Source organism: Micromonospora sp. NPDC047707, from assembly GCF_040704235.1.
Lineage (GTDB): Bacteria > Actinomycetota > Actinomycetes > Mycobacteriales > Micromonosporaceae > Micromonospora.
Genome location: NZ_JBEYSU010000003.1, coordinates 101,589 through 114,481 on the forward strand (window position 1 = coordinate 101,589; position 12,893 = coordinate 114,481).

Annotated in this window: 11 protein-coding genes, 2 tRNA genes and 1 pseudogene; 5 read left to right on the top strand and 9 right to left on the bottom strand. The window is 71.9% G+C overall.

From position 1 onward, the window contains the following. Positions 1-44: 44 nt before the first annotated feature. Complete coding sequence (locus AB0873_RS04430; protein ID WP_366598376.1) at positions 45-887, bottom strand: DeoR family transcriptional regulator; 843 nt, start codon at positions 885-887, stop codon at positions 45-47. Between the two features lie 517 nt (positions 888-1,404). On the opposite strand from AB0873_RS04430, the gene AB0873_RS04435 reads away from it, so the two are divergent. Further along, the gene (locus AB0873_RS04435) at positions 1,405-2,277 is read left to right on the top strand and encodes a hypothetical protein (RefSeq protein WP_366598565.1); all 873 of its coding nucleotides are present in this window, start codon (positions 1,405-1,407) and stop codon (positions 2,275-2,277) included. A 7-nt stretch (positions 2,278-2,284) separates the two neighbouring features. Here AB0873_RS04435 and AB0873_RS04440 read toward each other — a convergent pair whose 3' ends face one another. Together AB0873_RS04440 and AB0873_RS04445 are read right to left on the bottom strand one after the other, a co-directional pair. Beyond that, positions 2,285-2,581, bottom strand: coding sequence for a DUF4326 domain-containing protein (locus AB0873_RS04440; protein WP_366598378.1), 297 nt, complete (start codon positions 2,579-2,581; stop codon positions 2,285-2,287). A gap of 282 nt (positions 2,582-2,863) precedes the next feature. Continuing rightward, positions 2,864-2,939 (bottom strand) — tRNA-Lys (locus AB0873_RS04445). A gap of 187 nt (positions 2,940-3,126) precedes the next feature. On the opposite strand from AB0873_RS04445, the gene AB0873_RS04450 reads away from it, so the two are divergent. After that, entirely contained in the window at positions 3,127-4,374 is a 1,248-nt protein-coding gene (locus AB0873_RS04450; RefSeq protein ID WP_366598379.1) for an Ig-like domain-containing protein, read from the top strand. Between the two features lie 150 nt (positions 4,375-4,524). Continuing rightward, positions 4,525-5,796, top strand: coding sequence for an Ig-like domain-containing protein (locus AB0873_RS04455; protein ID WP_366598380.1), 1,272 nt, complete (start codon positions 4,525-4,527; stop codon positions 5,794-5,796). A 45-nt stretch (positions 5,797-5,841) separates the two neighbouring features. Here AB0873_RS04455 and AB0873_RS04460 read toward each other — a convergent pair. Further along, positions 5,842-5,914, bottom strand: a tRNA-His gene (locus AB0873_RS04460). Positions 5,915-6,010: 96 nt separating this feature from the next. After that, the gene (gene orn, locus AB0873_RS04465) at positions 6,011-6,607 is read right to left on the bottom strand and encodes an oligoribonuclease (protein ID WP_155333759.1); all 597 of its coding nucleotides are present in this window, start codon (positions 6,605-6,607) and stop codon (positions 6,011-6,013) included. A 68-nt stretch (positions 6,608-6,675) separates the two neighbouring features. On the opposite strand from orn, the gene AB0873_RS04470 reads away from it, so the two are divergent. Beyond that, positions 6,676-7,941, top strand: coding sequence for a glycosyltransferase family 87 protein (locus AB0873_RS04470; protein WP_366598381.1), 1,266 nt, complete (start codon positions 6,676-6,678; stop codon positions 7,939-7,941). Between the two features lie 595 nt (positions 7,942-8,536). Here the strand turns inward: AB0873_RS04470 and AB0873_RS04475 are convergent. From AB0873_RS04475 to AB0873_RS04490, 4 genes and pseudogenes are all read right to left on the bottom strand, one after another. Continuing rightward, positions 8,537-8,920, bottom strand: a pseudogene (locus AB0873_RS04475) (hypothetical protein); the annotation flags it as partial. Positions 8,921-9,063: 143 nt separating this feature from the next. Next, the gene (locus tag AB0873_RS04480) at positions 9,064-9,801 is read right to left on the bottom strand and encodes a YcnI family protein (RefSeq protein WP_366598382.1); all 738 of its coding nucleotides are present in this window, start codon (positions 9,799-9,801) and stop codon (positions 9,064-9,066) included. A gap of 17 nt (positions 9,802-9,818) precedes the next feature. Next, positions 9,819-11,483 carry a copper resistance protein CopC gene (locus tag AB0873_RS04485; protein ID WP_366598383.1) on the bottom strand — a complete coding sequence of 555 codons (1,665 nt, stop codon included), beginning with the start codon at positions 11,481-11,483 and terminating at the stop codon, positions 9,819-9,821. A 61-nt stretch (positions 11,484-11,544) separates the two neighbouring features. Then, positions 11,545-12,186: a zf-HC2 domain-containing protein gene (locus AB0873_RS04490; protein ID WP_366598384.1), complete on the bottom strand. Its 642-nt coding sequence runs from the start codon at positions 12,184-12,186 to the stop codon at positions 11,545-11,547. A 107-nt stretch (positions 12,187-12,293) separates the two neighbouring features. On the opposite strand from AB0873_RS04490, the gene AB0873_RS04495 reads away from it, so the two are divergent. Next, a complete protein-coding gene (locus AB0873_RS04495) occupies positions 12,294-12,878 on the top strand; it encodes a sigma-70 family RNA polymerase sigma factor (protein ID WP_366598385.1) in 585 nt (194 codons plus the stop codon). Positions 12,879-12,893 lie beyond the last annotated feature (15 nt).

Consider the following 12,893-nt stretch of genomic DNA (forward strand, 5'->3'; position numbering starts at 1 on the left):
AGGGCACACGACACCGCTGACTCCAGCACCAGGCCGCTGGCCTCCTAAGGATCAAGAGGTTGGCGGTGGTCGGGGCATCGTGATGTGGGCGGCCAGGTTCCGAGCTCGACGAGGCGACGCCTGCCAGTTTCACCCGGGACCTGCCATACCTGCTCGTCCGGCCAGTGGCGATACAACAACTGCTGCGTGGTCGTGGCGACAACGTTCCGCAGCGGCCCACGGAGTAGGTCGGTCCTCAGTCGTTCCTCCCGCTCGGCGTCCTGAGCGATCACCAGAACCGCCCCGACCGGCACCAGCCGGTCCGCACGCCGGTAGCCGACCAGCAGTGCACCCAGACCTGACGTCGCCCGCTCGTGCTCGGCGAATACGCCGATCGGGCCACGGTCTACGTGGACGAGGAACCGCAGGCACCGCCCGTCCTGCAGCCAGACGCCGTAGCCGTCGGCCCGCAACTGCGCCAGGTCGTGTTGGCGCAACCACGACGAGGTCTCCATCGTCGCCAGCCACTGGAACAGCTCGCACCGCCCCGGGTTGCGCCGCGACACCTCGATCAACGGCAGAAACAGCAGGGCATCCGCCCTGCCGGAGGGCCGCTGACCCAACCGCAGCGGAACCGGTCGCCCCGACGCCGTCAGGGCGCGGCGGAGCACCTCCGTCCCCTCGGCCGTGACCTCGTACCACCAGGTGTGGGTCCGGTCCTCCGGCGAGCGCTCGCGGCCCACCAGTCCCGCCTCGTGCAGCCACACCAGGTCCCGGTGGGCCGTCAGCCTCGACACCGCACAAACAAGCGCCACGTCCAGGGTCGACGCGGAACCGTGCTGCGCCAGGTACGACAGGATCCGCCACCGCCTCGGGGACAACCGCCGCGCGGCATCCTGGTCACCCATTCCCTGATGATCCCTCCGAGCCCCGGCGGTCCGACATCCTGTTTCCCAGAGCCGCAACAGAGAGTGATCGATGCTCTGACCGGGAGATCGGAAGCCAGGGACCGCCGCGACCGGAGACAGCGCCCGTCGTGGGCCGTTGGGCGAGGCGTCAGCGGGCCGTGCGTGCGCCCCACATACCCAAACCGTGGTTTTGGGGCTGATTTTGGAGATCACTGTTCGGTGAATCAGCCGAAGAGCCGAGGACGAAGGAAGCGAAGCGGTCAAATCGGGCCACCAAAAGTTGATCTTCACAGAGAGGCCAGCACCGAGCGCCAGAAACGCCTGACACGCGCCTTCCCGGCTCGGCGATGAAGCGCCACACACTGAGAAAATGGTGACCGAAAGTGACGAATTCAAGCGAGCCTTCCGCGCCAGCGTTCGGCTGAGCAGCCACCCCTCGCCCCGGCCGGCTAGCGCCAGCCCTCTAGATGTGAGACCGTCTATGTAACTGAATGTGCCCGTACAGCTGCATTTAGCGATGTGGGTGGTTCCGTTGGAACAGCTTCCATTGTGGGGACCGAGCACCGACGAAGAGCCGAGACCGAAACCAGTCCTGGCGCGACCAACGAAACTCCGCCTCCTGATCACAGTGAAAGCGGCACCCAACCCCTCCGCGCAGTACGGGGAGACTGTCTGCGTCGGGGCACTCGGCATAGACCCACCCTGGACGGGCTGGATTCGCCTCTACCCAATCCACTACCGGCACCTCGACGACGACGGCAAGTTCCACAAGTACGACATCATCCACGTCGAGGCACTCCCAGCCAGGCAAGACCAGCGGCGCGAGAGCTGGAAGCCGATCGTGGACACCATCACCACCGAGCGGCATATCGCCAATCGGCAGTCGCGTCGGAACCTTCTCGATCCACTCGTCGAAGACTCCATGTGCCGACTCAACAAACAGGCCCGCGACGACCCGAGCGCACGATCGATCGCTCTCATTCGCGCGGCCGACATCTCGGCGCTTCAGGTCAAGCGACACCCCGGCTGGTCGGCGGAGGATCGCAGGAAGATCACTGGCTACCTCAACCAGCTCGACCTACTGGAACCGGCCAAGCGCAGCCCGCTTCAAGCACCGCGCTTCACCGGCGCCTACCGCTACCGCTGCGCGGACCGTCATTGCCGCGGTCACCAGCAGACACTCTGGGACTGGGAGTTCGTCGCCCTACAACGTCGCCTGAGCAAGCTCACCGACGCGGAGGCCGAGGAGCAACTGAGAGACAAGTTCCTCACCCAACTCTGCGCCGCCGACCGCGACGTCGCCTTCTACGTAGGCAACCAAGCGGCACGACCGCAGTCCTTCAGCATCGGCGGCGTCTACGCACCAAGACGGTCCACCGCCCGATACTGATTGCAACTCAGCCGATGACGTCAGCCAGTACGTCGGCATGGCACGCATCCTCGACCCGGCACCAGCACGCCAACTGCTTCCCCGTGAGCTCTCGACGCGCCCGGTCCACGAGGGCCGGCTGGCCCACAAGCCACTGCCGATAGAGGCGTAACGCCTCCGCTCGGTCATGCTTTCGCAGGCTGAACGGATTGGCCCACGGAGAACGCCGCAACCCGAACCCCTGCCGCCCCACGTACACGGCACCGGGTGGCACCACCGGGTGATAGAGGTCCCCCTGCACACGAACCCGCGGCTGTCCCCCCACGCCGCCAGCGTAATCGCCAATGATCGCCCCCGCGTGGATGCTCGAAGGAAGCGCGTTGACGTCCGGGCGGGCGGGCGGATGCGCCAACGACCCCGAGGGCCCGATGCGGGCTTGTCCTCAGAAATGACGAGGAGCCCAGGCGTCCACGGAACAACCACATGTCCCAGCAACGCCGGGCCCGGTCCAACGGCTCCCGAGCACCCATCGAGCGACCACCCACCGCCCGCGTACGCGAAAAAGGCCCCGGCCCGGTGTGAACCGCCAGGTCAGAGCCTTGATCGTTGGTGCGCCGCCAGGGACTCGAACCCCGAACCCGCGGATTAAGAGTCCGCTGCTCTGCCAGTTGAGCTAGCGGCGCTCGTTGGCAACGGGGAGAACCTTAGCACGCCCTCTCAGCCGGGTTCCAATCCGATCCCCGGCTCCCCCCTTCGGTCGAGCTTATGGGGTAAAAGCGGCCAAACGGCCTCCGCCTGAGCGCGAGGGCACGTACGGATTAGCGGTGATGCGGCACGATGTCCGCCAGGTACGCGAGGACAGAGGTGGGGATGGGCATGTTCACGCGGGCCGGGGCGGCGCTGGGGGCCCTCGGTCTGGTGGCGTCGCTGGCGCTGGCGGGGTGCGGCGGCGATCCGGAGCAGGCAAAGTTCGTGGCGGGCAGCGGCCCGACCGCGAGCGCCACCCCGGCCGAGCCGGTGGCGGCGAACGGCCCGCCGTTGCCGGTCACGCCGGCCGACGGGTCGACGGACCGGCCGGTCAGCGCCGAGATCGGCGCCACCCTGCCGGACGGCGCGAAGGTGTCTGCCGTCACCCTGACGGCGGCCGACGGCAAGGCGGTCGAGGGCCGGCTCCGCGCCGACGGCTCGTCGTGGGTGCCGTCAGCCCCGCTGAAGTACGCCACCCGCTACTCGGTCACCGTCACCGCGACCGCGACCGACGGCGGCACCCGCGAGGGGCGCAGCACGTTCACGACGATGGCGAAGCCGAAGTCGATGATCGGCTCCGGCCTCTACCTGTTCGACGACAAGGAGTACGGCGTCGCGATGCCGGTGGTCGTCGAGTTCAGCCCCGGCATCCCGAAGAAGGACCGGGCGGCGGTGCAGAAGCGCATGTTCGTCCAGACCGACCCGCCGCAGCCCGGCGCGTGGCACTGGATCGACGGCGGCACCCAGGCCTACTACCGCGCACCGGAGTACTGGAAGCCGGGCACGACGCTCAGCGTCCGCATCGCGTTGGCCGGCATCCAGCTGAGCAACGGCAAGTACGGCAACGTCGACCGGGTCGCGACCGCGAAGATCGGCCGCGCCTTCGAGATGAAGGTCGACAACTCGACCAAGCGGATGACCGTGTACGAGGACGGCCAGGTGGTCCGCACCCTGCCGGTGAGCCTCGGCAAGAAGAAGACCCCGTCCTCCAGCGGCACGATGGTGGTGATGGAGAAGAAGGAGTCCACCGTCTTCGACACCCGCGACGACCCGAACCCGGACAACCGCTACGTCACCGAGATCGACTTCGCGCAGCGGCTCACCTGGGGCGGTGAGTACATCCACGCGGCGCCCTGGTCGGAGCACGTGCAGGGGCGCCAGAACGTCTCGCACGGCTGCGTGAACGTGTCGACGGCCCACGCCCGTTGGCTGTTCGGCAAGACGAAGATCGGCGACCCGATCACCGTCACCGGCACCGAACGGCGGCTGGCAGCCGGCAACGGCTGGACGGCGTGGAGCCTGAGCTGGTCGGAGTTCGTCAAGGGCAGCGCCCTGCCGGTGCCCGACGGCGGTGCCGGCTCGCCCTTCTGAGCGCCGGCCCGCCCTTCTGACCAGCACCGGAGCTGTCCACGTTCGGACAGCTCACCCCGTGTGTTTCGGTTCACCCGGTGCAACGGGTATCAGGTCTGGTGCGTCCTCTGAGAGAGGATGGGCAATCGGCACGACGACTGTGAGGCAACCATGCGAGCTGTCCAGGACCAGCCGACCCGGCGCGGTGGGCGACGCCGTGCGCTCGCGGCCGGGCTTCTCGCCGCGGCGCTGACGCTCACCGCCGCGTGCACCTCCGGCGGCGACGACGGATCGTCCGGGTGGCGCGACGGCGACGGGAACGCCGCGCCCGCCCCGAAGGCCGCCGTCACCATCGTCGAACCGGCCGCCGACGCGAAGGACGTACCGGCCTCGACCGGCATCACCTTCACCGCGAAGGAGTCCCGGGAGACCACCGTCGAGCTCAAGGACCCCTCCGGCGCGGCCGTCGAGGGGACGCTCGCCGCCGACGGCGGGAGCTGGCTGCCGAGCGGCGCCCTGGAGTACGGCGCGACGTACACGGCGACCGTCACCGCGACCGGGGACGACGGCCGGCCCGCCACGGCGACCAGCACCTTCACCACCATGGCCAAGCCCGAGAAGCAGGTCCGGATCAGCAGCTTCCTCGGTGACGGCCAGGTGGTGGGCGTTGGGATGCCACTGATCGTGAAGTTCGGCCGGGCCATCCCGGAGGACCACCGGGACGACCTGCAGCGCCGGATGACCGTCACCGCCACCCCGGCGCAGGAGGGCATCTGGCACTGGGTCAGCCCGACCGAGGTCCGGTACCGCCCGAAGGAGTTCTGGAAGGCGAACAGCACCGTGTCGTACCGGGTCCAGGCCGGCGGACTGCCGCTCGGCGACGGCTGGTACGGCCGGTCCGACCTGACCGTCGACGTCAAGATCGGCCCGTCGCTGGTCATGACCGTGGACAACAGGACCAAGCGGATGACCGTCGCGAAGGACGGCAAGGTGGTCAAGACCATCCCGGTGAGCCTCGGCAAGAAGTCCACACCGTCGTCGAGCGGCACGATGGTCGTCATCGAGAAGCTCCGGAAGACGGTCTTCGACACGTACGAGGAGCTCGGCCCCGAGGACGGCTACCGCACGAAGATCGACTACGCGCAGCGCCTCACCTGGGGCGGCGAGTTCATCCACGCCGCTCCCTGGTCGGAGGGGCAGCAGGGCAGCGTCAACGTCTCCCACGGCTGCGTGAACGTGTCGATGGCCAACGGCGCGTGGCTCTTCGCCAACACCCGGATCGGTGACCCGATCACGGTCAAGGGCACCGAGCGCAAGCTCCAGAACGGCAACGGCTGGACCGACTGGAACATGAGCTGGGAGGAGTACGTCAAGGGCAGCGCCGTGCCGTACGAGCCGGCGGCGGCCGAGAGCGCCGACCCGGACGCCACCCCGACCCCCTGAGCAACGACGAAGGCCCCCTCCGCGGAGGGGGCCTTCGTCATGCCGGGTGACTGATGGGAATTGAACCCACGACAACCGGGACCACAACCCGGTGCTCTGCCAACTGAGCTACAGCCACCATGCCGCCGCGCCGGTCACCCGGGCGGTGCGGACCAATAATAGCCCCACCCCGGCCCACCCCGTCCAGCGGGTTCGCTGGGACGGAACCGGGCGCTCAGAGCTGCGCGGCGACGGCCTTCGCGCTCTCCACGTCCGGCCCGGGCAGGGGTACGAAGATGGTCCGCCGGTAGTACTCCAACTCCCGGATGCTCTCCCGGATGTCGGCCAGCGCCCGGTGCGCGAGGCCCTTCTGCGGCTGCCCGAAGTACACCCGCGGGTACCAGCGCCGGCACAGTTCCTTGATCGACGAGACGTCGATCATGCGGTAGTGCAGGTGGGCGTCGAGCCGGGGCATGTCCCGGGTGATGAAGCCCCGGTCGGTGGCGATGGAGTTGCCGCACAGCGGCGCGGTGCGCGGATCCTTCACGTGGCTGGTGACGTAGTCGAGGACCAACTGCTCCGCCTCGGCCAGCGTCACCGTCGACCGCCGCACCTCGTCGGTCAGCCCCGACTTGGCGTGCATCGTCGCGACGATCTCGGGCATCGCGTCCAGCGCCGCGTCGTCGGCGTGGATCACCACGTCGACCCCCTCGCCGAGCACGTTGAGATCCGGGTCGGTGACGAGCGCGGCGACCTCGATCAGCTTGTCCTTGCCGAGGTCCAGGCCGGTCATCTCACAGTCGATCCAGACGAGAAGATCTGCCACCGGCACAGCCTACGCGCAGCCCAGCGGCCCGCGCGCCGCGCACCGCTCTGCGGGGCGACCGTTAGGGTTTCCCCGTGCCAGCCGAATCCGTCGCACCGCCCGCTGTCACCGACGACGAACCCGGTGGCCGTACGGTCCGTCGCATCGTCGCCGTGCTGGCGCTGGCCGCCGTGCTGCCGGCGCTCTACCTGCCCGGGCTGGTGCACGACTTCTTCGACCTGAAGATCTACATGCGGGCGATGGACTGGTGGGCGGCGGGGAACCCGCTCTACGACTACGTCCAGCCGGACCGGGTCCAGGGTGCCCTCTACTTCACGTACCCGCCGTTCAGCGCCCTGCTGCTACGCCCGTTCGCGATGCTGCCGCTGGGCGCCACCGTGGCGATCTTCACCGCGCTGACCGGTCTGGCGGTGGTGGTGACCACCCGCTGGCTGGTCGAGCCGGTGATCGCCCGGCACCACCTGCCGCGGGTGTTCGCGCTCACGGTGGCGGTGCTGCTGGTCCTCGCCGTCGAGAGCACCCGGGAGACGATCACCTTCGGGCAGATCAACATGCTGCTGGTGGTGCTGATCCTGGCGGACCTGCTGTTCGCCGTACCCCGGAACAGGCGCTGGGCCGGCGTGGCCGTGGGGCTGGCGACGGCGCTCAAGCTGTTTCCCGGCATCTTCATCGTCTACCTGCTGGTCTGCCGGCGGTGGTGGGCGGCGGCGGTGGCCAGCGCGACGGCGGCGGTCGCGACACTGCTCGCGGCGGCGTTCGCGCCCCGCGACTCCTGGCGGTTCTGGACCCACGAGCTGTGGACCACCGAGCGGGTCGGCCGCACCGACTACACCGGCAACCAGTCGCTGTTCGGGCTGCTGAGCCGGCTCACCGCGCCGCAGGAGCCGGAGCGCCTGATCTGGCTGGCCCTCGTCGTCCTGGTGGCCGGGTACGGGCTGTGGCGGGCGGCGCGGGCGGCCCGCGCCGGGGACGCGCTCACCGGCCTCACCCTCACCGGCCTGGTCGGCGCGCTGGTCAGCCCGATCACCTGGACCCACCACATCTACTGGTTCGTCCCGGCGGTGGTGGTGCTGGTCGACGCGGCCCTCGCCACGTCGGGGGGCGAGCGCCGCCGGCTGCTGACGGCCGCCGTCGGCACGACCGTCGTCATCGTCTACGGGGTGGTGTCGTTCCAGGACTGGGGCACCGCCCAGGTGCCCACCGACTCGGTGGGCGAGTTCCTGGTCCGCAACGCGTACGTGCTGATCAGCCTGCTGCTGCTGGTGGGGCTGCCGGTGCGGGAGGGCATGGAGCCCACGCCCAAACGGACAGACTTCCCGAGAAGCCCCGTCCGGCGCTAATCTGGTCTCAACTACCACAGACGACGCTGCGGTAGCACCGAATCCCCCGGTGAGGACGGCCCTCCGTGTCGGCAGCACGGAGGGCCGTCCGCGTCCACCGCCCCGGGCGACCTGCCGTCGCTCAGGAGGTCGGATCGACCGGGACGGCCGGACGCAGCGGCCCCGCGGACGGCTCCTGCCGCGACTCGGGTTCGACCCGCGACGGGCGTTCGGGCCGTGACCGGGATTCGGGCCGCGACGGGTGTTCGGGCCGCGCGGCGCGCACCGGCCGCGACGGCGACCCCGGCGGAACGGGATCGGCCCGCCCGGCCGGTCGGACCGGCTCCGTCCGCGACGTGGGCGCCGGCGGGGCGACATCCGTGCGGGTGGCGGGTGGCCAGGCGAGCGACAGGTCCACCTCGGACGGCCGCAACGGCGCGACGCAGCGGGTGCCGTCCCGGCCCGACCGGCCGCGCCGGTCGCCGCTCGACGGCCCCTCACCGGACGCCTCCGGCCCGCCGCCGTCCGGCCGCTCCACGAGGTCGGCCAGCGTCGCCGGGCGACCGGCGGGCACCGGACCGGCGGCGGTACGGCACGTCGGCACCGGGCCCAGCGCCGGCCGGGGCCGGTCGAGGGGCGCACCGACGGACGCCAGTTGGCGGGCCGGCGCGACCGCGCGGTCACCGTCCCGCGTCGGCTGGACGCCGAGCCCGCTCAGGGACGTCACCCCGAGCCGGCCGGCCAGCACGGGCACCTGGTCCGGCTCGACGACGAAGACCACTTCGCGGGCGCGTACCGGCCGCAGCAGCAGGAGCAGGGCCGACGCCACGAACAGCACCCCACCGGCCAGCAGGCCGGCGGTCACCGGGGCGGTCCAGCCCGCGCGTAGCTCGGCGCGCAGGTCCAGGGTCAGATCCGCCCCGAGCACGGCGCCGGCGAGCAGCGCCGGAATCCCGACGGTCAGCAGCAGCACCCCGGTGAACACCCGCACGATCCGCATTGGCCTCGTCCCCCTCCGTAGCCGGACACCCGGCCGACCTTACCGAGACGAACCGTCCGATCAGGGGATATCCACGGCACCGGTCCCGGAAAGGCGCCGGCCCGCCGGAGGAATCCGACGGGCCGGCACGGCGGTGCGTACGGTCACGCCTTCGGCGCGGGCTCCCGCCGGGTCCGGGCGAACGCCAGCCCGCCGAGCGCCAGGCCGGCCAGGCCGGCGACCAGGCCGGCGGCGCCGAGACCGGTGGCCAGCCCGGCGCCCTCGGCCTCGTCGTCGTCCGCCTCGACCTCGCTCTCCCCGGCGGGGTCGGCCGCCGGCGCGGCGGACGGCGAGGCGGCGGTCAGCTTCAGCACCGGCGCCGGGCTCTCCGGCTCCTCGCCGCCGGCGGTCGGCTCCTCGATCCAGCGCACGACGGTGCCGTCCGAGTACGTCTGGAGCGACTTGAAGACCATCTGGTCGGCCTTGGGCAGCGGGCCCATCGAAACCGGGAACTCCTGGAACGTGCCCGGCTTGATCACGGCGTCCGGGGCGGCGGTCCAGGTCAGCTTCGACACCGCCTCAATGAGCTGGCTGCCGTGCACCTCCACCGGCTGGTCGAGCTTGCGCTTCTCCACCGCCACGGTCCAGCCGGGGACCGGCATCGTCGAGACCGAGCCGACCGGCGCGTTCTCCGGCAGCACCACCTCGACCTTCGTCGTCGACGCGGTGTCGCTCTCGTTCGGCACCCGGAACGCGAGCCGGGCGTAGCCGCCCTGGGTCGCCTCCTCCGGGTTGACCGTGACGTGCGCGGACGCGGGCGCGGCGAAGCCGAGAACGGCGGCGGCGACGGCACCGAGGGCGAGGGTGCCGGCGCCGGTTGCGGTACGCCGGAGACGGATCATGGAATGGGCACCTTTCTCTACCGGACGGGCACGGTGGCGGTCACCGTGGCCTGGTCGATGTCGGACGTACGGACGGTGACGCGAAGCTGCCACTCCCCCGACGCCGGCAGGTTGATCTCGCCGGTCACGTGGTTGTCGGTCAGTGGCAGCAACGGCACCTCGATCGGCTCGATTCCCGCGGACGGCAGGGCGGCGGTGGCCCGCCACTCCACCACCGGCTGGGGCCGGTTCTCCGGGGTGTACGCGTAGAAGTGGACGCTGTTGTTGCCCCGCTCGGCCGGGTCCACCTCGACCTGGAGCGAGCCCAGCGAGCTGGACAGCGTGGTCGAGAAGTAGCCGCTGGCACTGCCGGCGGTGTCGGCGGCGGCGGTGCGGGCCGGGGTGGTCTGCACCAGCGTGGCGGTGACGCCGAGCACCACCGCGGTGATCGCCAGCTCGGCCCAGATCGCCCGCCGCACCAGCGCCGGCCGGCCGGCGGCGGTCCGCCGGCGCACCAGCGCCCGGGAGTACGCGGCCACCACGATCACCAGCACGAACAGCCCGATCTTGCCGAGCAGGAGCCGGCCGTACGTGGTGCCGACGAGGGCGCTCGGGGTGGCGACCTCGATCAGCGCCTGCACGACGCCGGCGAGCAGCAGCGCGGACACGGCCAGCGCGGCCCAGCGGGACCAGATCGGCAGGATCGCCCCCAGCTCCCGCTCGTCGGCCCGGCGCAGCAGGAAGACCGCGAGCATGACCAGCCCGCCCAGCCACACCGCCATGCTGCCGAGGTGCACGGCGTCCACCACGACGGAGACCGCCGGGGCGGGTGACGCGGCCGGGTGGCCGGCCAGCGGCCAGGTCAGCAGCGCCGCACCGCCGAGGATGCCCAGGATCACCACGTCGGTGCCGCCGACCGGCCCGGCCAGCAGCGGCCGGAGCAGGAACGCGGCGGCCGCCAGCAGGCCCAGCCGGACCAGGTGGGCCGCGCCGAACATGCTGCCCAGCACCCCGCTGAACCCCTCCCCGGTGACGTCGAACACGCCGCCACCGGCGGTGTAGGGCACCTGGAGCCACAGCGTCGCGAGGGTGGACACCACCACCAGGCCCAGGCCGGTCCAGGCGAGGCGGGTGGGCCCCCGGCGGGACAGCCGCCGCGGCCAGAGCGCGGCGAGGACCAGCGCCGGGCCGACCAGGAGCAGCAGGCCGGCGTAGCCGACGTACTTGGCGACCTTGACCGCGGCGCCCACCACCGCGTCGGCCCGGTTGTCGTCGCCGGTGTCGACCGGTGGCGGCGAGGGGGCGCCGACCGAGTACGTGAACGCCCCGGAGACCGGGTGGCTGTCGGCCGAGATCACCCGGTAGCTGACCAGGTAGGTGCCCCGGTCGCCGGCCGGATCGACGGGGATCGTGACGACGCCCCCGTCGAAGTCGGGCTCGCCGCGGTCGGCGCGCGAGCCGTCCGGTGCGAGGACGCGGATCTTGCCGGGCACCTTGCGGACGGACTCGCTGAACGTGAGGACGACCTCGGCCGGCGCGTTCGGCACCACGGCCGACGCGATCGGGCTGCTGCTCACCAGCACCGCGTGGGCACTGGCGGGGCCGGCCGGGGCGACCAGCAGGGCGACGAGAACGAACAGGAGACCGGCGGTGGCGCTGAGCCGGCCGAACCAGCGGCGGAGGGCGGCAGTCATGTCGGTCATGCTCGCCCAGACCACCCCGCCGCGCCCAGCCCGGGTCGCCGCGGCAGCAGACCGGCGGCCCTCATCCGCGCCCCGCGGCGACCGCCGGCACGAACGGGCGGTGGTCGCCGTCACCACTCACCCGACCCAGCGCCCACAGCAGCCCCGCCTGCAACACCGCCGCGAGGTGGCCCACCTCGTGCACGAGGGCGGTGGTGGAGTTGGCGACGTCGACCGCGCTCGTGCCGGCCAGGCACACCGCGAGCACGAGCGCCACCGGAACGAACGCCCGGGCCCGCTCGGGACGCCACGCCGCGAGCGCGAACCCGACGGCGAGGGCGACGTCGAAGGACGCCAACTCCCGGCTGGTGTGCGGGTCCTGCGCCACGCCGAGGCCGGCCAGCAGGACCGGCAGCGCGATCGACAACTGCGCGACCGCCGCGACCGCGACCGCCACCCGCAGGACCTGACGGCGGGCCCGCCGCACGGCCGCCGGGGCGGTACGCGCCGCGTCGGCGGCGACCGCCGCGAGAACCGGGGCGGTCAGGTCCGGCACGGCCACCGGCTGGACCCGGACCAGCCGGGTCACCTGCTCGGCGCGGGCCAGCCACGCCCGGCACGCCGAGCAGCCCTCGGTGTGTGCGTCGAGCACCGTTGGCGCCGCCTGCGGGTCCTCCCCGTCCAGCCGCGCCGACAGCGCCACGCGTACGTCGTCGCAGTTCATGAGGGGGTAGTCGGGCGGTGCACCGGAAAAGTTCCCGACGTGGCGCAGACCATGGAAGGGCCGAAGGGCCCTCCCGGCGCGGGGCGCTCCGCGTAACCTGGACTGTCGTGATCCCCGCCCAGCGCCACACCGCCGCCGCCGGTCCGGCCGACGCCACCGGCGGGCCTTCGCGGGCCACCGAGTGGGCGCTCGCCGCCCGCGACGGGGATCCGGTCGCCCAGGCCGCGTTCGTCCGGCTCACCCAGGCCGAGGTGTGGCGGTTCGTCGCGGCCCTCGTCGACCCGGACACCGCGGACGACCTCACCCAGGAGACCTACCTGCGGGCATTCCGGGCGCTGCCCGGCTTCGAAGGAGGCTCCTCGGCGCGGACCTGGCTGCTCGGCATCGCCCGCCGGGCCTGCGCCGACCACCTGCGCACGGTCGTCCGGCGGCGCCGGCTCGACGCCCGGCTCACCGCCGACGCGTGGACCGACCGGCCGCATCCCGACCCCGCCGGCCAGCTCGGCGCCGCCGACCTGCTCCGCCGGCTGCCCGCCGAGCGGCGGGGCGCCTTCGTGCTCACCCAACTGCTCGGCCTGTCCTACGCCGAGGCCGCCGCCGTGGAGGGGGTACCCGTCGGCACCATCCGGTCCCGGGTGGCCCGGGCGCGCGCCGACCTGGTCGAGGCGGTCGACGACGCGCGGGCCGGGTAGGGCCGGTGTCGACGT